The organism is Halorubrum coriense DSM 10284 (assembly GCF_000337035.1).
GTDB lineage: Archaea > Halobacteriota > Halobacteria > Halobacteriales > Haloferacaceae > Halorubrum > Halorubrum coriense.
Window position 1 is genome coordinate 39767 of record NZ_AOJL01000036.1, and the last position, 19387, is coordinate 59153.

Genomic DNA, 19387 nt, shown 5'->3' on the forward strand with positions numbered 1-19387 from the left:
GCCGCGAGCGACGAGGGCGTTACGCGCTCAGCGCGTCCTCCAACAGCTGGAGCGGGTGCTCGATCTCGTAGCCCGTTCCGTGTTCCATCTGCATCGCGCAGGTCGGGCACTCCGTCATCCCGACCTCGCCCTCGGCGTCCTCCATGTGGTCGAACATCTCCGCGCCGATCTCCATCGACTTCTCGTACTTCTCCTCCTTCCAGCCGTAGGTCCCGGAGATGCCGGAACAGGAGTCGCCGACGTCCTCCATGGTCACCCCGTCGACGTCGCGGAACGTCTCGACGGCCTGCCGGGAGAGACCCTGATTGCGGGCGTGACACGGCGCGTGGTACGCGAACGCGCGCTCGTCGTCGAGCCCGCCGGCGGCGTCGAGCTCGCCCTCCAAGTCCTCGTGGATCCGGAGGTACTCCAGCGCCTCGAACGTGTGTTCCGCGAGGTCCTCGATCCCGTGGAGGTCGAACAGCTCGGGGTACTCCTGACGCAGCGACATCGAACAGGAGGTACAGGAGGCGATCACGTCCGCGCCCTCGCCGATGGCCTCGACGAGGTTCTCGACGTTCGTCTCCGCGTGGCGGCGGGCGTCCTCCAGCATCCCGTTCGCGAACATCGGCGTGCCCGAGCACTTCTGAGGCGGGACCATCACCTCGTAGCCGAAGTGCTCGTAGACGCGGACCATCGCCTTGCCGACCTCGGGCGTGTTGTAGTTGGAGTAGCAGCCGTGGAAGTACGCCACCCGCTTGTCGGGGTTCTCCACCTGCGCGCCGCCGCGCGCCTTCCACCACTCGCGGAACGTCTCCGTGGCGAACTCGGGGAAGTCGCGCTCCTTGGGGATCCCCATCACCTTCTCCATCGCCCACCGCGCCGGCCCGAAGTTCATCGCGAACGAGGCGGTCCGCGGGAACATGCTCGCGAGGCTCGCCGACGTGCGGTAGTTGGCCAAGATCCGGTTCCGGACGTACTTGACCGAGAACTTCTCCATCTGGCGCTCGACGAACTGCCCGCGCGCCTCGTTGTGCATCTGCGAGAGCGGCACGGAGGAGGGACAGGCGTCGTCACAGCGCATACAGTTCGAACAGGAGGTGATCGACTCGTCGATGTCGTGGTCGTCCTTGCGCTTGAGCCGCCACTGCTCCGGGCCCTGGAACTTCGGTCCGGGGAACTCGTCGTCGACCTCGGCCACCGGACAGGAGGTGTCACAGCTCGTACACTTGTAACAGGAGTCGGCCCCCTCGCGGAGGTCGAGGTCGCCGCCGGGGAAGACGTCGACCGGGTCGTACGCGTCGGGGTCGAGCTCCGCCGAGTCGGTCCCGCCGGTCGCGCTCTCGGTCCCGGCCGAGGCGCTCTCGACGCCGCCGTCGGTGGCGGCGCGGTCACCGGCCGCGTCGCCCTCCGGAACACCGCCCCCGTCCGGGAGGAACACCGGCGGCTGCTCGTCGCGACCGGCGTCCGGGACGCCCGGGGCCGGTCCTCCGCAGCCGCACCCGCCGCGGTCGCCGTCGGCGCGGCCGCCGCTCGGTTCGGTCGTCTCGTTCGAGTCCCCCGCGTCGTCGTCCTCCGTGTGTCGTGTCATTGGCTCGCCTCCGTCGCCGCCTGCCGCCCGGCCACGAGGCCGGTCGCGAGCGACACCCCGCTCGCGGACTTCTCCCTCGCCGCGTCCGCGCCGCCGACGACGCCGCCGGCCGCGAACACGTTCTCGTACTGTACCGCGCCGTCGCCGTCCGTCGGCCGACACCGCTCGTCGGGCCGGACCCCGAACCGCGCGTACGGCTGGTCGCCGAACGCGTCGTCGACGAACCACTCGTACCGGTCGTCCGGCTGGTCGACGTGGAGGTCGAAGACGGGCTCTCTGACGCCCTCGCGGTCCGAGTCGAGGCCCTTCCCGACCAGCCCGCCGGTCGCCAGCACGAACGCGTCCGCGCCGTACGGGGCCGTCCGCCCCTTCCGATCGACCGCGACGGTCTCCACCCGCCCGTCGGTCGCGGACTCGACGCCGACGACGGGGTTCCCGGTCTCGAACCGGACGCCCTCAGCGTCGAGCGCGTCGAACAACTGGTCCTCCAGTCGCAGCCCGGGGAGGCTCGGCGGCCCCATCGGGATCTCGAAGACGTCGGCACCGAGGCGGTCCGCGAGCTCGTCTCGGACTTCCTCGCCGCGGTCGTCGCCGAGGAACGCGGGGAAGCCGACGCGCTCGACGCGGTCGACGCCGCCCTTCTCGTCGACCACGTCGTGGAGGTGCGGGGCGACCGCCTTCGCGAGCGCCTCGCGGGCGGGGACGCCGTCGATCGCCTCGTCGTGGTCGAGCGCCTTCGCGAGCCGGGTGATCTTCGCGTCGGCGCGGAACGCCTCCGCGAACTCGACCTCCGCGCCGGCGACGTCGAACGGCACGCCCGCGGCCTCCAGCCGCCCCGCGAAGGCCCGCGCGTCGTACTCCGTGAGCGACCGGAACCCGACGACCAGCATCGGGCGGTCGTCGCTCGCGAGCCCGGCCTCGGCGGCCGCGGGGTAGCGCGCCGTCGGCTTCACCGCGCCGCCGAAGGTGGGCACGAGGGCGTTGCGGTCGGTGTGGCCGCCGCGGTACGCGTCGCCGGCGAGGTCGTCGAACAGGGTCAGCCCCTCGCGGAGCGCGTCGCCGCCGACGACCCGGTACGGGTGGGACTCGGGGAGCCGGTCAAGCCCCTCGAACGGGTCGGCGAGCGGGCCCTCCGGATCGGGCCACTCGTCGGGGTCGAGCTCCCGGCCCGCGGTCGGCGGTCCGTCGCGCAGGGGCTTCGCGGGCTCGGTCGCCGGGACGTAGCCGAGCGCGTCGATCAGCCCGGAGGCCTGCCGCAGCGTGCTCGCCTTGTGCGAGACGAGGCGCACGTCCGCCCCCTCGCGGGACGCCGACACCGCCGCCGTGACCGCGGCGAGGCCCCCGCCGATCACGAGGACGTCGCTGTTGATCGCCATCAGCGCCCTCCGTCGTTCGCGCGGCCCCGATCGGTGGCCGCGTCGTCGCTTGCGCGGCCACCATCTGCGGCCGCGGTCCCGGCCTCGCCCCCGGAGCCGCCGGGGCCGGGCGCTCCCGCGCCGGCGTCGAACGCGCCGAAGTCGACCGTCTCGTCGAGGTTCGCGGGGTCGCCGTCGCGGTTCATCGTCGTCGCGTGGAGCATGTGGTTGAGCATCGCCTGCGAGAGCTGCTCGCCCCACAGCGCGTGGCGCTGCCCCTTCCAGCGCTCCTGGTACAGCTCGTCTTCGGCGTCGCGGACGACCGGCTCGGGGTACTCCTCGGCGAGCTCCGACGCGATGCGGTGCGTACAGAAGCCGCCCTGACAGTTCCCCATCGAGGCGCGGGTCCGCAGGCGGACCGCGTTGAGGTCGGAGCCGGCCTCGCCGACCGCGTCCTGGATCTCGGCGCGGGTCACGCTCTCGCAGTTACAGACGATCGGGTTCGGGTCGTACTCGTCGAGCACGTCGTCGGCGCGCGACCCGAGCCGCTGGCCAGAGCGCCGAGCGACGGGCGAGCGCAGCCCGAACTCGTCCATCAGCTCCTCCATGCGCGCCGGGTTCTCGGAGCCCGGCAGCGGCGCGTCCGCGGTGTCGCAGGTCGCCTCGTAGTCGAGCGCGTCGCAGACGTGGTCGCTGATGGACTCGGCCATCATGCGGTAGGTGGTGAGCTTCCCGCCGACGATGGTCGTCATGCCCGGCAGGCCGTCGCGGTCGCCGTGGTCGAGGAGGAAGTAGTCGCGCGTGATGTCCGTCGGGTCCTCCGTGCCCGTCCCCGGCGGCTCGTAGAGGGGGCGGACGCCCCAGAAGGAGCGGAGCGTCCGCGCGTCTTCGAGCGCCGGGACGAGCTCCGAGAGGGTCTCGATCATCAGGTCGACCTCCCAGTCCTCCTCGGGGTAGTCCTCGGGGTCGTCGACCTCCTCGTCGGTCGTGCCGAGGATACAGGCAGTCTCGTGGGGGACGATGATGTCGGCGTCGCCCTTCGGGCGACACCGGTTGATCACGGTGTCGACCTGCCGGGTGTTCATCACCGTCATCACGCCCTTCGAGGGGCGGACCTCCACGTCGACGCCGGCCATCTCGCCGACGTTACCCGCCCACGCGCCGGTCGCGTTGACCACGTGGCGCGCGCGGATCTCCTCGGTCGTCCCCGGATCGCGGTGGACGCGCTTGCCCGGCCCCGTCTCGTGTTCGATCTCGACGCCGACGACCTCGCCGTCCTCGACGAGCACGTCGGTCACCGGCGCGTGCGTCTCGACGCGCGCGCCGTGTTCGCGGGCGTCGGCCGCGTTCGAGACGCAGAGCCGGAAGGGGTCGACCGCGCCGTCGGGCAAGGCGATTGCCTTCTCGACGTCGCGCGCGAGGTACGGCTCCCGGCGGCGCGCCTCCTCGCCGTCGATCACTTCGACGGGGATGTCGCACGCGCGGCAGCCCTCCAGCTTCTCTTGGAAGTACTCCTCCGAGTCCTCCGGCCGCTTGACGAACAGGCCGCCGGTCTCCTCGACGCAGTGCCCGGCGATGTCGCGGAGCACCATGTTCTCCTCGATACACTCCTTCGCGCTCTTCTGGTCCGAGACCGCGTAGCGGCCCCCGCTGTGGAGGAGGCCGTGCATCCGGCCGGTCGTGCCGTGCGTCAGGTTCCCCTTCTCGACGAGAACGGTGTCGAGCCCCCGCCGCGCCAGGTCCCTGACGACGCCGCATCCGGTCGACCCCCCACCGACGACCACGACGTCTACTTGTCTGTCCATGCGAGGCCCTTGGACCACGCCCACTTTACTTTACCTCCCGACGCGCCCCACGCATAACTATCAGGGTCATTCAAGTAGTGTAATCGCCGTCGTTGCCGATGTGTTTATATACGGACGTTTTTCACTCGCGCCGATGTCCGGATTTTAACAGGAAGATTATTATGGTAGTACATTATGTTCACGACCGGCGTGGTAGCTTCCGTGAAAATATGTCGTGGCGGCGTCGATACGCCTCGCGGCCGTCTCTGCCCGGCTCTGAACGGGTCTGACGGAGCGGACGCGCGACGCGACAGCGGACGCGGCACCGGAGTCGCCGTCGACGGCGACCCGGCCACCGCCGCACACGGACCAGCGCCACAGGAGGGATCCACAACATGACACAGTATGTCGGTGCGATAGACCAGGGGACGACCGGAACCCGATTCATGGTGTTCGACCATGAGGGCCAGGTCGTCGCGAACGCCTACGAACAGCACGAACAGATCTATCCGAACCCGGGCTGGGTCGAACACGACCCGCTCGAGATCTGGGAGAACACCAAGCAGGTCGTCCTCGACGGCCTCGCCGACGCCGACCTCGAGGCGAGTCAGCTCGAGGCGCTCGGCATCACCAACCAGCGCGAGACGACGATCGTCTGGGACAAAGACTCCGGGAAGCCGGTCCACAACGCCCTCGTGTGGCAGGACCGGCGGACGACGGACCGCGTCGAGGAGATCCAGGAGGCCGGCAAGGTCGAGGAGATCCGCGAGAAGACCGGTTTGGAGTGCGACGCGTACTTCTCCGCGACAAAGACCGAGTGGATCCTCGACAACGCGGAGCCGCTCAAGATGCAGAGCTCCCGCGGCGGCGACCTCCGTGAGCGCGCTCGCGAGGGCGAGCTCATCATGGGGACCATCGACACGTGGCTCATCCACAACCTGACGGGGAACCACATCACGGACGTCACCAACGCGTCCCGGACGATGCTGTACAACATCCGGGAGATGGAGTGGGACGACGAGCTCCTCGAGGAGTTCGACGTGCCGAAGGAGATGGTGCCGGAGGTACGCCCCTCCTCCGACGAGGACTACTACGGCCACACGGACGCCGACGGCTTCCTCGGCGAGGAGATCCCGGTCGCGGGCGCCCTCGGCGATCAGCAGGCTGCGCTGTTCGGCCAGACCTGCTTCGACAAGGGCGACGCGAAGAACACCTACGGAACCGGCGCGTTCTACCTGATGAACACCGGCGAAGAGGCCGTCGCGTCCGACAACGGCCTGCTCACGACGGTCGGGTTCCAGATGTCGGGCGAGCCGGTCCAGTACGCGCTCGAAGGGTCGATCTTCATCGCCGGCGCGGCGATCGAGTTCCTCGAGGACATCGACCTCATCAACAACGCGGCCCAGACCGCCGAACTCGCCCGGTCGGTCGACTCGACCGACGGGGTCTACATGGTGCCGGCGTTCACCGGGCTCGGTGCGCCGCACTGGGACGGTCGCGCCCGCGGGACCATCGTCGGGATGACCCGCGGAACGACCAAGGAGCACATCGTCCGCGCGACGCTCGAGAGCATCGCGTACCAGACCCGCGACCTCGCCGAGGCCATGGAGGCCGACTCCGGCGTCGAGATGACGAGCCTCCGGGTCGACGGCGGCGCGGTCAAGAACAACTTCCTCTGTCAGCTCCAGTCTGACATCATCCAGACGGACATCGTCCGTCCGGAGGTCGACGAGACCACCGCGCTCGGCTCGGCGTACGCCGCCGGCCTCGCCGTCGGCTACTGGGACAACGTCGACGAACTCCGCGACAACTGGCAGATCGATCGCGACTTCAGCCCCGAGAAGGACCAAGCGGAGGTAGACAAGCTCTACAGCCGCTGGGACGACGCGATCGATCGCTCGAAGAACTGGGCGCTGGACGAGGAGGACGAATAAATGGGCGTCGAACTGTTCCCGGAACTGGCCGTCGCGGCCGACGCCGTGCTACAGGTCGGGTACGAGCCCGGCGCACCGACGGACGTGATCCAGAGTCTGACCAACCCGACGATCCTCCTCGGAGCGCTCGCGGGCGGCGCGTTCGGGGCGGCGCTCGGCGCGCTGCCGGCGTTCATCTTCACGGGCTTCCTCGTCATCGGCGGGTCGCTCGGCGGCGGCGGCTTCGGCGTCGACGTCGGGTTCGGTCCGGTGTTCGGGCCGCACATCTCCTTCGCGGGAGGTGCCGCGGCCGCCGCGTACGCGGCCGACCGGGGATACATGGAGTCCGGATTCGACTACCACAACGCGAAGGACATCGGCTTCGCGCTGGGGAGTAAGCCGGACATCCTCGCCGTGGGTGCCGTCTTCGGCGTCTTCGGCGTCCTGATCGAGCAGCTCTCTCGACAGCTCGCCATACCGGTCGACCCGATCCCGGTGAGCATCGTCATCAGCGCGCTCGTGGTTCGGGCCGTCTTCGGGTACAGTATCGTCGGCGAAGTGAGCGACAAGGCGAGCGGCTACTTCGACATGGGGCCGTTCGAGCGCGAGGAGATGCGCGAACCCGGCGAGGTCAAGGGCGACGGCGGGAAGGCCAGCGAGGACCGCCTCGCCGTCGAACCGTGGCTCCCGAACATGTACAAGTGGTCGCACGTCGCGGCGATCGGCTTCTTCGCCGGTCTCGCCTCCGGCGTCATCACGTACAACATGGTCAGCAGCGGGCACGGCCTCATCGCCGTGTTCGCCGGCTTCGGGATCAGCGCCGGGTCGCTGCTGTTCCTGAACCTCGGCGTCGACCGGATCCCGGTCACCCACCACATGACACTGGCGGGGTCGACAGCCTTCCTCTCCGTGTGGCAGGGGGGCATCACGACGCTCACGGACCTCTCGGCGGCCGACCTGACCGCGCCGCTGGCGTTCGGTGCCGCGCCCGCGCTGCTGTTCGGCGCGGCGTTCGGCGTGTTCGCCGCGGTCGTCGGTGAGGCGTCGCAGCGCGTGTTCTACGCGCACTCCGACACGCACCTCGACCCGCCGGCGGCCGCCATCGTGGTCTGGTCGCTGACGCTCGGGCTGCTCGTCATCGCCGGACTGCTCAACTGGGCCGTGTGGATCCCCGGCACGGGGATCTAACGCGTCCCCGCTCTCGGCAGGATCTTTTTATCATGGCACATCGCTTATCCGCGGTCGATCGGAATCGCCCGGACAGCGACCGGTGTCTCGGTGACCCCGACCGCGAGCGGCCGTCACTCGGGGAGCAGCACGGAGAGAACGAGGAACGCGACGACGGCGGCCGCGACGGCGGCGACCGCGACCGTCGACACCGCGCCGCCGAGGGAGCGGGCGACCAGCGCGAGGCCGCCGGCCGCCGCGAGCGCGACTCCGACCGCCCCGTGGTGGAACCCGCCGGCGGTCGGCTGCTCCGTCACGGACGCTGCGTCGCGGTCGACGAAGACGCGCGCGCCCCACCACACCGATCCGAATCGGACGCCGACGCCGACCGCGGCCGCGGCGATCGAGACGAACTCGATGTCGCCGACGGCGAGCATCCCGGCCCCGAAGGCGGCCGCCGTCGCCAGGACGGCGACGACCTTGCTCCGGTTGTCGACGGTGTGCAGCGTCTTCACGGCCGGATCGTTCGACATACCCGTCGTAGTTCGTCCGACGGTCCTATAGGTTTCCATCGGGGCGACCCCGGCCGTCCGCCCGGAGCGAGGCCGTCGCCGCCCGCCCGGTCCGCGGCCATCGGTCGCGAGGCGAACGCGGGGCGTTTAACTTCCCCGACCGGGATGACGCGGTATGTTGGATCGGATCGGACTGGACCGGACGGATCGACGGAACCTCCTCGTCGTGATGGGGGTCGTGGGAGCCGTGACGGCGGTGGTGTCGGAGGGGACGCTCGGCGTCCGACTCCCGGTCGGGCTGATAGCCGGCCTCATCAGCGGGGCCGTCTTCGTGGTGTCGACGGTCGTCATCAACCGGTACAAGCCGGCCCACTGGTAGGCGCCGTCTCGGGCGGGCGGATCCGCCCGACTCGGCGGCCGTCGCCCCGTCGCGATCCGGGGGGGTTTAGTTCGGCTGTCACGGAGGGCCGGCCGTGAACATCGACGACCGGATCGAGCGACGGCTCGGCTACGACGCGGCGATGAGCGTCCTCGCCGACTTCGAAGCCGTGTCGCCGGTCACGCACGTCGACTCGCCGGTCGGCCGCGGCCCGGCCATCGAGCGGCTCCTCGACGTGTTCGAGCCCGCGTTCACGGGGTCGCTCCCGCCGAGCGTCTACGTGTACGGCCCGAAGGGGAGCGGGAAGTCGGCGGTCGTCTCGGCGCTGGTCGACCGGCTCGCGAGCCACAGCGGCCCGCGACGCGCCATCCAGACGACTACGCGCGCGGTGGAGCCGACGATCCCCGGCTTCGTCTACGTCGACGCCCGGCGCGCGTCGACCCGCTTCCGACTGTACCACGCGATGCTGGCCGCGATGAGCGACGACCCCGTCCCCGACCACGGGATCGGGACCGACGAGCTGGCCGAGTCGCTGCGCGACGCGATGCGCACGGGCCCGGATCTCGTCGTCGCCGTCGACCACACCAACGAGACGGAGACGCCCGCGGCGGCGACGCTCGTCGACTGGCTGGCCGACGTCGGCGAGCGGCTCACGCCGGCGTTCCTCGGCCGCGACCCGCCGGACTCGATCGACTGGGAGCCGGAGGCCACCGTCGAGTTCGCGAAGTACCGCCGGCACATGCTCGTCGAACTGCTGACGAGCCGGTGTTCGACCGGGCTCGGCCGCGACGCGCTCACCCACGACCAGATCCGCGAGATCGTCGAGTGGGCCGCGGGCGACGCCCACGACGCGCTCGCCGCCGTGATGGGCGCGGCGGTCCACGCGGAGCGGGCGGGCGCGTCGACGGTCCGCGCGGGCGACGTCGACGCCGGCATCGACGGCGTGCCCCGGCCCTGCGTCGCGCTGGGTCGCGTGCTCGCGCTCCCGGAGAGCCGGCAGCGGCTCCTCTACGAACTCGCCGGGCTGTCGGAGGACGAGCGGTCGACCGTCGGAGTGGCGACGGAGGCCATCGCGGCGCGGCCGGGGGTCGACCTCTCGGCGTCGACCGTGCGCCGCGTGCTCTACGAGCTGGCCGACGGCGGACTGCTCGAACGCGTCACCGTCCACCGGAGCGACGGCAAGGGCCGGCCGCCGAGCCGACTCGTGCCGCTCTTCCCGACGCTCGTCTTCCGCGAGCTGTTCGACCGCCGCGCCCGGACCGCATAGCCCCGGCGCGGGCGGTCACCGTCACCTTCTCGAACGGAAGACAGTTGACGCGGAGTCCCCGACTCGGCGTATGGTTCCGCCCCTCGCGCTCGACATCGACGGCACCCTGACGACGCCGACCGGTCGGATCGATCCGCGAGTCTTCGAGCTGTTGCCCGCGTGGGACGCGCCGGTGGTGTTCGCCACCGGGAAGGCGTTCCCGTACCCCGTCGCGCTCGCGAACTTCCTCGGCCGCGAGGAGACGGTGATCGCGGAGAACGGCGGCGTCGCGTACGTCGGCGGCGAGACGACCGTCGTCGGCGACCCGGACGCCGCCTGGGCCGTCGTCGAGGCGTTCCGCGAGCGCGGCGGCGCGGTCGGGTGGGGCGACGGCGATACCGTGAACCGCTGGCGCGAGACGGAGGTCGCGGTCTCGCCCGACGCCGACGAGGCGCTCCTCCGCGAGGTTGCCGCGACCGTCGAGGACGTGGAGGTCGTCGACACCGGCTACGCCTTCCACGTCAAGTCGACGGGCGTGAGCAAGGGTCGGGCGCTTGAACGCGTCGCCGAGGCGCTCGACCTCGATCCCGCCGCGTTCGTCGCGGTCGGCGACAGCGAGAACGACGCCTCGACCTTCCGCGTCGCCGGCGAGTCGTACGCGGTCGCCAACGCGGACGCCGTGGCCCGCGAGGCGGCCGACGAGGTGGTCGCGGAGGAGTTCATGGACGGGACGGTCTCGGTGCTCGCCGAGCTCCGCGAGCGCGTCGAGTAGTTCCGAGCCGCACCGCCGCGGTTACTTCTCGCCGTAGGGGTACCGCGCCGTCGCCCCGCACTCGGTACAGCGGACGACCACGCGCCCGGGCCGCGTCCGGACGCGACTCGTCTTCCCGGGCCGGAGGTAGACGCCGCAGTCGTCGCAGGCGCGCCTGGAGAGCGCCGCGGGGACGCCACAGCGGTTGCGCTCGGCGACTCGACGGGCGCGGGCGACGTACTCGCGGGCGCGGTCGTACTCGTCGTCGACGACCGCTTCGCGAGCGAGGACGAACAGCCGCTCGATTCGCTCCGCCGGGATGCCCATGCTCCCGGATGGCGAGCGCGTCGGCAAAAGGGGTTGTTATCCGACGCGGCCGCGACCCGCACGCTTTTTTATCGGTCCAACCCAACCGAGCGGTATGAAGGAATCCCTGATGGACGTGATCTGCTGTCCGCTCGACAAGTCGACCCTCGAACTCGACGTCGACGAGGCGGACGACGAGGAGGTCCTCGCCGGGACGCTCACCTGTACGGAGTGCGGCGAGACGTACCCCATCGAAGACGGGATCCCGAACCTCCTGCCGCCGGACATGCGCGAGGAGGCGGCCGCGTAAACGCCGACACACCGCCCGGAGACCCCTCGCCCGTGTGAATCTTTTTTTAGTACGGGGTCGTGGTCTCCACCGTGCCGACACTCGACGTCGAACTGAACGGGGAGGCGGTCCACGACATCGACGCGCCGGACGCGTTCGCCACCGACGGGCCGTTTCCGGTCGTGCTCGAGAACACCGGGCGCTCGACGCACGTCCACCTCCACTTCGACGACGACCTCGACCGGGTGACCGCGGTCGACGAGGTCAACCACTTCGTCGCCGACGAGGCCACCCGCCACGTCCACGTGTCGACGGCCGACGTCGACGAGCGCGTCCGCGGCAAGCTGAAGATCGTCACCGGTTACGGGTCGAACACGAGCTACGTCGACGTGCGGCTCGACCCCTCCACCGACACCCCCGAGGAGCCGGTCGCGGTCGACGAGACCTTCTCCGCGCCCCCGGAGCGTCCCCCCGACGTGCCGCCCGGCCGGCAAGCGGTGAACGCGCTCGACCGGCTCGTCAGGCGCGGCGGGACCGCGGGCGCGGTCTTCGGGTTCCTCGCCGTCGCCGCCGCGGTCGCGGTCGCGCTCGCCGTCGACAGCGCCGTCGTGTGGCTCGCGGTGGGGATCGCGCTGATGATCGCGTTCGGCGCGGTGCTGCTCGCGGTGACGTGAGCCGACGCCCGCCCGTCCGGACCCCCTCGTCTCGGTCGGGATCCGCGCGCTTTTAACCGTCCCGGCGGAACGAGACGTCATGAGCTTCGAGAAGGAAGACGAGGTCGTGCTCCACGACAAACACAGCGAGTACGACGGCGAGTCGGGCACGATCACGCAGGTGATGGAGACCATGTTCGGCGACGCGACGTACACGGTCAGCTTCGAGGACGGTCAGGAGACGGGCGTCCCAGAGGACGCGCTCGACGCCGTCGAGAGCGAGGAGTAACGCCGCACCCACTCGTTTCGCATGCCGAAAGTCCCCTTCCACTACGTCGACCTCCGCGCGTTCTCGTACGCCACGGAGGACGTCAAGCGGGTCGAGCAGTCGCTGCGAACCCTCCTCCCCGAGGACGTCGAACTCGACCGCGTGGAGAACGTGGGGCATCACGGCGACCGGATCGTCGTCCTCTCGGCGCGCGTCGAGACCGCCGACGAGATGCGACACGTGCTGGACCGCCTGTCCGAACTGGACGACCTCGACCGCGTCCTCGACGAACTCGACGAGCGGGTCGACGACAACTGCGCGCTGTTCCTCCGGCTCGACAAGCAGGCGGCCTTCCGGGGCGACGTCCGCCTCGGCCCCGGGATCACCGTCCGAACGAAGGTCGAGGCGTACCCGGCGAAGAAGGAGAAGGCCGTCGCGAACGCCCGCGAGACGCTCTCGCGGCTGGCCGACGACGACTGAGCGACGGCGACTGAGCCGCCGTTGCTTCCGGCGGTTAGGGCCCCGACCGGTCGCGTGCCCCGGCCGCACCCGCGGCGTGACTTTTTCACCCGCCCCGTCGATGTCCCGTCATGAGCGATCCGTTCGTGGTCGTCGGGGCCGACGCGGCGGGGTTGAGCGCGGCTAGCAAGTTCCGTCGCGAAGCGCCGGACCGCGAGGTCGTCGTCTTCGAGAAGGGCCGGTGGATCTCGTACGCCTACTGCGGCATGCCGTACTTCATCGCCGGCTACGTCGACCGCCTGTCCGACCTCCTGTCGCTGTCGCCGAGCGAGGTCGCCGAGCGGGGGATCGACCTCCGGCGCGGCCGCGAAGTGATCGCGGTCGACCCCGACGCGAAGCGCGTCACGGTCGAGACGGCCGAGGGCGACCGGTTCGAGCGGGCGTACGGCGACCTGCTCGTCGCCACCGGCGCGCGCGCCGACCCGGGTCCCTTCGACGTGCGCGGCCTCGACGGCGCGTTCACGCTTCACAACATGGACGCCGCGGCCGCGATCGACGCGTACGTCGCGGAGCCCGAGGCCTACGACCCCGACCGCGCCGACGTGAGCGCGGTCGACCGCGACAGGACCGAGCGCAACGCGGCGATGCCCGCCCCCGAGACCGCCGCGGTCGTCGGCGGCGGGTACGTCGGCGTCGAGGTCGCCGAGGCGCTCGCGGAGCGCGGGCTGGAGGTCCGCGTCTTCCACCGGTCCGGCCACCTCCTCTCGCCGTTCGGCGAGGCGGTCGGCAGCCGCGTCGAGGCCGCGCTCGAAGCGGAGGGCGTCGCGGTCCACACGGACGCGCCGGTCGACGCGCTCGTCGGCGACGACCGGATCGAGGCGGTCGAGGTCGGCAGCGGGGGCGGCGGCGCGTCCCCCGAGCGGATCCCGGTCGACATGGCGGTCGTCGGGGTCGGGATCCGCCCGAACACGGAGCTGCTCGACGGCACCGGGTTCGACCGCGGCCCGGGCGACGCGATCCGGGTCGACGACCGCGGCCGCACCAGCCTCCCGGACGTGTACGCCGCCGGCGACTGCGCGACCGCGCGCCACGCGGTGACCGGCGAGCCGGACTGGACGCCGCTCGGCCTCACCGCGAACCGCGCCGGGCGCGCCATCGGGGCGACGGTCGCGGGCGACCCGACGCCGGTCGGCGACATCGCGGGGACCGCCGCGGTGAAGGCGTTCGACACCGAGGCCGCCCGCGTCGGGATCCTCGACCCGGACGCGGCCGAGGCGGCCGGGTTCGACCCGGTCCGCGAGACGGTGACCGCGGGGTCGCGCTCCGGCTACTACCCCGGCGCGGCCGAGACCGACGTGACCCTCGTCGCCGACCGCGACACCCGCGGACTCCTCGGCGGGAGCGTCGTCGGCACCGACCGCGCGGCGATCCGGATCGACACGCTCGCGACCGCGATCGAGGCGGACATGACCGTGCCCGAGGTGGAGCGACTGGACCTCGCGTACGCGCCGCCGTTCAGTCCGGTGTGGGACCCGATCCTGGTCGCGGCGAAGGTGCTGAACGGGAAGATCGACGGCTGAGCGGACGGTGAGTCGGGGAGGACGCTGCCGACTCCCGCGGCCCGCTCACCCCCGTATCCGACCGACGAGGAACCCGACCACGGCCGCCGCGAAGCCGACGGCGACGGCGACCGCGGCGGCGAGAGCGAGGGGCGCGGTGACGGCGGCGAGGGGAGGGCCGCCGGGGCCGCCCGGGAGCGCGTACGGCGTCGGGCCGAGCGCGCGGAGCAGCGTGCCCGCGAAGGGGCCGTACGCGAGCAGGGCCGTCGGGAGGGCTCCGCCGCCGGTCGCGGCGAAGGCGACCGCGCCGACCGCGGCGACCGCGGCGAGTCCGCCGGCCGTCGCCGCGGGACCGACGCCCGCCGCGGCGGTCGCGTCGAAGGCGACGTACGTCAGCGCGCACCCGACCGCGCTCCACACCGTCGCCCGCTCGAAGCCGGTCTCGCCGAGGGCGATCCGGAGCAGCGCCGCGCGCCGGGACGCGGCCGCGCTCCCCTCGGTCGCGTTCGCGTCGGTCATTCCGGGCGCGTCGCGCCCCGCCCCTCGCGGTCGGGGGTGAGGTTACCGTGCTCGTCGATCTCGCCCGCGACGATCCGCGTCGAGGAGATCCGCTCGCCGTCCTCGGCCGCCACGTGGTCGACGACGACGAGATCCAGCGGGTCGCGCCCGTGCTCGGCGCGGATCTCGTTTATCCGCTCGCCGCCGCCCTTCGTCTCGGGCGAGACGATCAGCGCGTCGAACTCCGGTTCGACCGCGATGCCGGTCGGCTCCGTCAGCTCGCGGACCGCGAACTCGCGGCCGTGCGCCGCGGCCAGGGGTGCCAACTCCGCCTCCAGGTCGCGCTCGCGCCGGTCGTAGGGGCGGACGTACCGCTCGACGTGCCGGGTCTTCGGCGCGAGCTCGTCGGAGGTGAGCCCGACGGTGACGTCACCCAGCTCGAACGCCCGTTCGAACAGCTTCCGGTGGCCGTCGTGAACGGGATCGAACGTACCCCCAAGCGCGACGTTCATGCCTCTCCGTTGCGCGGGTCGACCTTAAAACGTCCCGAACCGCGACCGTCGCCGGACCGCGCCGCCGCTCAGTTGGTGGGCTCGGCTTCGTCGCCCTCGCCCGCGTCGGCCGCGCCCCCGTCCGCACCCTCCGCGTCCCCTTCGCTCGCGTCGCCCGCCGCGTCGATCTCCGTACCGACCGCGTCGTCCTGCCCGTCGACGGATATCTGGACGGGCTCGGTGTCGCCGTCGGGCGACTCGCCGCCGAGCCGCCGGTCGAGGTTGAACACGGCGTTCAGCTCCGCCTGGACGTCGCCGACGACGCCGCGGACCAGGTCGCTCGGCGCGATGGCCTCGTACTCGTAGGGGTTGTTGCCCGCGCCCTCGGCCTTGCGCTTGTCGCGTTCGACGGTCCCCTCGTCGTGGAGTTCGGCGAGCGCCTCGCGGACGGTGCTGGGGTACAGCCCGGTCCCGTCGGCGACCTCGTCGCTGGTGCTGTGGGGGTTGTCTCGGAGGTAGACGTAGATGCGGGCGCGGGTCTCCGTGTCGAGCAGCCACGCGAGCAGGTCGACGACGTTGTCGTCGAACCCCTTCACCGCCCTGTCGGCCCCCTCGCCGAGCCGCTCCCTCGTCTTCCGAAGCTCCTCGCGGGTCCGCTCGGTCGGCGACTCCTCCGGATCGTCCCCCGGCTCCGACGCTGAATCGTCCGTGGTCATGACGGAAAGTGGGGGCTACGCGGGCAAAAGGGTTTCTCGTCGCTTTCGTTCCGACGAAACGTCGGCGGGAGACGCGCCCCGCGGAGTCGTCGTCCGGTCGCACTCCCCGAACTCGGTCCCGGCGTTCAGGCGTTCAAGAGGAGGTCCTCGCGCAGCGCGTCCGGGCCCGACTCCTCGCGGATCCGGCGCTGGCGCGCCGCGCCGCTCTCCGCATCGTACACCTCGCGGACCCCCGAGATCCCGAGCCGGTCGCACTCGGCGTCGACGACCTCGCCGAGCGGGGTCGTCCCCTCGCCGTCGCGGTCGACGAACGCGGCGTCGTGCCCGTGCCGGATCGCGCGCCACTTGTTCTCGTCGAGGAGTTCGCGGCGCAGCGAGGGGAGCGACTCGCCGTCCTCGTACCGCTCGGCGTAGTCGACCACCAGCGCGCGGACGTACTCGGCGAGCGCGAGCGTCACGTCGGGGTCGCGCTGCGCGTCGGGCGCGCGGACCTCCACGGTGCCGTGGCCGGTGTGGGGGCGCACGTCGAACCACAGCTCGCCGCGGTCGGCGATGGAGTCGGTCTCGACCATCCGTCGTTCGTATCGCTGGAACGCGTCGAAGTCCTCGAACGCCGAGGGGATCCCGGTGTTCGGGAGGTTCTCGAACACCTTCGCCCGGGCCGACGCGAGCCCGGTGTCGAACCCGTTCCAGAACGGGGAGTTCGCCGACAGCGCGAGCAGCACCGAGCAGTGCCACCGCAGTCGGTTCGCGACCCACACGGCCTTGTCCGCGTCGTCGACGCCGACGTGGACGTGGAGCCCGGCGGTCGTGTTCCGGTGTTGCGGGTACTGGATGCAGTCCAGCTGCGCCCGATACCGCGGCTTCTGAACGTGGTCGAGCTCGCGCCACTTCGCCGCCGGGTGGAGGCCCGCGGCCGCGACCCGATAGCCGTCGACGGCGGCGTGGTCGACGAGCGCCTCGCGGACCGTCGCGAGCGCGTCGCCGGCGTCGTCGCCGTCCTCGATCAGCTCCGTCTGCGCCTCGATCGTACACTCGAACAGCTCGTGGTCGAATCCCTCCGGCACGGCCGCGGGCGGGTCGCGGCCGTACACGAGGTCGTCGGTCCCGGACGTCGGGCGGCCGTCGGCATCGACGATATAGAACTCCTCCTCGATGCCGAGCGTCCCCATCCGGGAGAACGCCTCCCGCGAACCGAGTTCCATTACAGCCTCGTACCGGTCGCTCGCTCTTATAAGGATTGAAACCCGAAACCGGCGCGCTCGGCGGACGCGCCCCCGGCTCCGTTTCCCGGGCGCTCAGTCGAGACGTCACGCGTGGCCCGTCTCGACGGGCGACTTCGTCAGTTCTCCGGGAGGATGTCGCCGATCGACGCCCCGATGCTCATCGCGATGGCGACCAGCAGCGTCTGTCCGCCGGCGACCATCGGATCGCTCCACGACACCCGCCCCCACCCTGTCATCAGCGCGACGGCCAGCCCGCCCGCGATGGCGACGATAGCGAGGGGGCGAAGCGGAACGACGCCGAACATCCGGTCTTCCACGACTCGCTCGAACTCGCCCGCACGCAGTATCCCGACGACGACCGCCCCGCCGAACAGGAGCGTGAGGAGGAACGCCGGCGGCCGTTCCGCGATGAACCGACCGATCTCCAGCGCGCCGCCCTCGACGATCATGGGCAGTCCGAAGACGAAGCTCCCCACCAGCGCCTCGCCGGCGTCGCGCGAGCCGAACTGCGTCCGGAATCGGCCGATGACCCCCTCCGGCCTGACCTGCCGCGCGGTTCGCATGGCCTCTCGGACCTGCCGTCGCTCCTCCTCCCCGTCGACCAGCTCTTCGAGTTCGTCCAGCTCCGTCAACACGTCGTCGATGTCCGGGCTTCGGGCGGCGTCGTCCGAGTCAGTGTCGGTCATCATCTCGTACTGACCGGCTCGCGGCTTATGATCCCACCCGTTGCTCGGGTTCGATTCCGCCGAAACGGTCGCAGAACAGAGAACGGTTCGAGTGACGGACCGAAAACGAGCCGGCAGCGGGCGGTTGCGCCTCCGTCACCGCCGCGAGGGGCGTCGGTTCAGCCGAGGACGTACCGGAGCGCCGGGACCCTCTCGACGAGCGCCTGCCCGCCGACCTGGATCTGCTCGATGTAGGCGTCGAGGCCGAGGACGCGGCCCGCGCCGAACGCGGCGACCGTGAGGAACACGACCGCGTACACCAGCGTCGAGTCGAACAGGGCGAGGAAGTCGCCGCTCCACCCGCCGAGGTAGAACAGCGTCATCTGCATCGCCCCGCCCAGCGCGGCCAGCCGGACGAACGCGCCGGTGATGAGCGCCGCGCCGATGAGCAGTTGCGTCGCGGGCACGAACACGTTCGCGAACTCGACGAACCACGGCGTCGACCCCATCGCGGCGTACAGCCCGCTGACCGGACTCGCCGCGGCGGGGGCGTGGACGAGGTAGCCGCTGGCGTCGAACGCCTCGCCGGTCACCTTCCCGAGGCCCGCGAACAGGATCATCCCGCCGATCGTCGCCCGGAGCAGGACGATGAACAGCGCCGACAGCGAGTGCGCCTTCCCCAGTAGCGTGATTCCGCCGAACTCGCCGCCGAACTCGTTTGTGGTCTTCGTGGACATTGTGTCTCTCCTCACTTGCGGATACGCCGGATGAATATATAAACCGAAAAGCGAGTTCCCCCTCGGCGAGACGAGTTCGACCGGGTCCCCGCATCTGCGGGGTCTTTAAATATAGCTCCCGAACGCTATCGGGTCAGACCGGTTCTCCGGCCTCACCACGCCTCGCCGCTGGCGAGGTCGACCGCGGCGTCCCCCTTCTCCGAGGGGCAGAGGTCGGCGAGGGCGCAGTCGTCGCAGTCGGGGTTGATCGCGGTACACGTCGCCCGGCCGTGGTCGATCATGAGGTGTGTGAACTGCTGCCAGTCGCTCTCGGGGACGACGTCCAGCAGGTCCTGCTCTATCGCCTCTGGCCGCTCTTCTTCCGTGATCCCGAGCCGCCGCGTGAGCCGCTGGACGTGGGTGTCGACGACGATCCCCTCGACCACGTCGTGGCCGTGTTGGAGGACGACGTTCGCGGTCTTGCGACCGACGCCCGCGAGGTCCGTCAGCTCGGACATCGTGTCCGGCACCTCGCCGTCGTGCTCCTCCGCGATGTCCGCGCACGCGGAGCGGATGTACTTCGCCTTGTTGTTGTAGTAGGTGATCGAGTTTATCTCCTCGGCCATCTCCTCTTGTGGCGCGTCCGCGTACTCCTCGGGCGTCTCGTACGTCTCGAACAGGTCCGCGCACACCTCGTTCACGCGCTCGTCCGTACACTGCGCGGAGAGGATCACCGCGATGAGCAGCTCCAGCCGGTTCGAGTAGTTGAGCGAGATGGTCGAGTCGGGGTACTCCTCGTACAGCCGGTCGAGGACCTCGGCGACCTGCTCCGCCCGCGGATCGAGTGGCGTTCCCATACCAGTC

The 19387-nt window shown here is 71.0% G+C and carries 22 protein-coding genes; 10 read left to right on the top strand and 12 right to left on the bottom strand.

The genetic code is table 11. The features are described from left to right. Positions 1 to 19: 19 nt before the first annotated feature. Genes C464_RS09015 through glpA form a run of 3 tightly spaced genes read right to left on the bottom strand, consistent with a single transcriptional unit; the run spans position 20 to position 4730 of the window. Complete coding sequence (locus C464_RS09015; protein ID WP_006113375.1) at positions 20 to 1570, bottom strand: anaerobic glycerol-3-phosphate dehydrogenase subunit C; 1551 nt, start codon at positions 1568 to 1570, stop codon at positions 20 to 22. After that, positions 1567 to 2946 (bottom strand): glycerol-3-phosphate dehydrogenase subunit GlpB, encoded by a 1380-nt coding sequence (gene glpB, locus C464_RS09020; RefSeq protein WP_006113376.1) that lies wholly within the window; start codon positions 2944 to 2946, stop codon positions 1567 to 1569. Before glpB ends, C464_RS09015 begins: the two co-directional genes overlap by 4 nt. Next, positions 2946 to 4730 carry an anaerobic glycerol-3-phosphate dehydrogenase subunit GlpA gene (glpA, locus tag C464_RS09025; protein ID WP_006113378.1) on the bottom strand — a complete coding sequence of 595 codons (1785 nt, stop codon included), beginning with the start codon at positions 4728 to 4730 and terminating at the stop codon, positions 2946 to 2948. Before glpA ends, glpB begins: the two co-directional genes overlap by 1 nt. 374 nt (positions 4731 to 5104) lie before the next feature. Between glpA and glpK the strand changes: the two genes are divergently transcribed. Together glpK and C464_RS09035 are read left to right on the top strand one after the other, a co-directional pair. Beyond that, positions 5105 to 6643, top strand: a complete 1539-nt coding sequence (gene glpK, locus C464_RS09030; protein WP_049911006.1) for a glycerol kinase GlpK — start codon at positions 5105 to 5107, stop codon at positions 6641 to 6643. Next, positions 6644 to 7810, top strand: a complete 1167-nt coding sequence (locus C464_RS09035; protein WP_006113380.1) for a hypothetical protein — start codon at positions 6644 to 6646, stop codon at positions 7808 to 7810. It abuts the gene before it with no gap. 113 nt (positions 7811 to 7923) lie between these two features. Here C464_RS09035 and C464_RS09040 read toward each other — a convergent pair whose 3' ends face one another. Then, positions 7924 to 8322 carry a hypothetical protein gene (locus C464_RS09040; RefSeq protein WP_006113381.1) on the bottom strand — a complete coding sequence of 133 codons (399 nt, stop codon included), beginning with the start codon at positions 8320 to 8322 and terminating at the stop codon, positions 7924 to 7926. Positions 8323 to 8476: 154 nt separating this feature from the next. Between C464_RS09040 and C464_RS09045 the strand changes: the two genes are divergently transcribed. The 3 genes from C464_RS09045 to C464_RS09055 all read left to right on the top strand — a co-directional run bounded on the left by C464_RS09045 (position 8477) and on the right by C464_RS09055 (position 10698). Beyond that, positions 8477 to 8680: a hypothetical protein gene (locus tag C464_RS09045; protein WP_006113382.1), complete on the top strand. Its 204-nt coding sequence runs from the start codon at positions 8477 to 8479 to the stop codon at positions 8678 to 8680. Between the two features lie 94 nt (positions 8681 to 8774). Then, positions 8775 to 9947 carry a Cdc6/Cdc18 family protein gene (locus C464_RS09050; RefSeq protein WP_006113383.1) on the top strand — a complete coding sequence of 391 codons (1173 nt, stop codon included), beginning with the start codon at positions 8775 to 8777 and terminating at the stop codon, positions 9945 to 9947. A 70-nt stretch (positions 9948 to 10017) separates the two neighbouring features. Beyond that, on the top strand, positions 10018 to 10698 hold the full coding sequence (locus C464_RS09055) for an HAD-IIB family hydrolase (protein ID WP_006113384.1): 681 nt from the start codon (positions 10018 to 10020) through the stop codon (positions 10696 to 10698). Between the two features lie 21 nt (positions 10699 to 10719). Here the strand turns inward: C464_RS09055 and C464_RS09060 are convergent, their stop codons facing one another. Continuing rightward, positions 10720 to 11004, bottom strand: coding sequence for a ribonuclease P protein component 4 (locus C464_RS09060; protein WP_006113385.1), 285 nt, complete (start codon positions 11002 to 11004; stop codon positions 10720 to 10722). A 94-nt stretch (positions 11005 to 11098) separates the two neighbouring features. On the opposite strand from C464_RS09060, the gene C464_RS09065 reads away from it, so the two are divergent. From C464_RS09065 to C464_RS09085, 5 genes are all read left to right on the top strand, one after another. Continuing rightward, a complete protein-coding gene (locus C464_RS09065; RefSeq protein WP_193366015.1) occupies positions 11099 to 11293 on the top strand; it encodes a methytransferase partner Trm112 in 195 nt (64 codons plus the stop codon). A gap of 71 nt (positions 11294 to 11364) precedes the next feature. Next, the gene (locus C464_RS09070) at positions 11365 to 11946 is read left to right on the top strand and encodes a DUF7524 family protein (protein WP_193366016.1); all 582 of its coding nucleotides are present in this window, start codon (positions 11365 to 11367) and stop codon (positions 11944 to 11946) included. A 79-nt stretch (positions 11947 to 12025) separates the two neighbouring features. Then, a complete protein-coding gene (locus tag C464_RS09075) occupies positions 12026 to 12214 on the top strand; it encodes a hypothetical protein (RefSeq protein WP_006113388.1) in 189 nt (62 codons plus the stop codon). A 21-nt stretch (positions 12215 to 12235) separates the two neighbouring features. After that, positions 12236 to 12673, top strand: a complete 438-nt coding sequence (locus C464_RS09080) for an RNA-binding protein (RefSeq protein ID WP_006113389.1) — start codon at positions 12236 to 12238, stop codon at positions 12671 to 12673. Positions 12674 to 12783: 110 nt separating this feature from the next. After that, positions 12784 to 14232, top strand: a complete 1449-nt coding sequence (locus tag C464_RS09085) for an FAD-dependent oxidoreductase (protein ID WP_006113390.1) — start codon at positions 12784 to 12786, stop codon at positions 14230 to 14232. Between the two features lie 45 nt (positions 14233 to 14277). On the opposite strand, the gene C464_RS09090 is transcribed toward C464_RS09085, so the two are convergent. From C464_RS09090 to nth, 7 genes are all read right to left on the bottom strand, one after another. Further along, on the bottom strand, positions 14278 to 14730 hold the full coding sequence (locus C464_RS09090) for a hypothetical protein (protein ID WP_006113391.1): 453 nt from the start codon (positions 14728 to 14730) through the stop codon (positions 14278 to 14280). Then, positions 14727 to 15221 (bottom strand): phosphopantetheine adenylyltransferase, encoded by a 495-nt coding sequence (locus C464_RS09095; protein WP_006113392.1) that lies wholly within the window; start codon positions 15219 to 15221, stop codon positions 14727 to 14729. The genes C464_RS09090 and C464_RS09095 overlap by 4 nt, the downstream gene beginning before the upstream one ends. 68 nt (positions 15222 to 15289) lie before the next feature. Beyond that, positions 15290 to 15916 (bottom strand): winged helix-turn-helix domain-containing protein, encoded by a 627-nt coding sequence (locus C464_RS09100; protein WP_006113393.1) that lies wholly within the window; start codon positions 15914 to 15916, stop codon positions 15290 to 15292. Between the two features lie 125 nt (positions 15917 to 16041). Continuing rightward, positions 16042 to 17121, bottom strand: a complete 1080-nt coding sequence (locus tag C464_RS09105) for a glutamate--cysteine ligase (protein ID WP_006113394.1) — start codon at positions 17119 to 17121, stop codon at positions 16042 to 16044. Positions 17122 to 17258: 137 nt separating this feature from the next. Further along, on the bottom strand, positions 17259 to 17828 hold the full coding sequence (locus C464_RS09110) for a hypothetical protein (RefSeq protein WP_204365988.1): 570 nt from the start codon (positions 17826 to 17828) through the stop codon (positions 17259 to 17261). Positions 17829 to 17986: 158 nt separating this feature from the next. Next, on the bottom strand, positions 17987 to 18544 hold the full coding sequence (locus tag C464_RS09115; RefSeq protein WP_006113396.1) for a DoxX family protein: 558 nt from the start codon (positions 18542 to 18544) through the stop codon (positions 17987 to 17989). Positions 18545 to 18696: 152 nt separating this feature from the next. Further along, entirely contained in the window at positions 18697 to 19380 is a 684-nt protein-coding gene (gene nth, locus C464_RS09120) for an endonuclease III (protein WP_006113397.1), read from the bottom strand. Between the last annotated feature and the right edge of the window lie 7 nt (positions 19381 to 19387).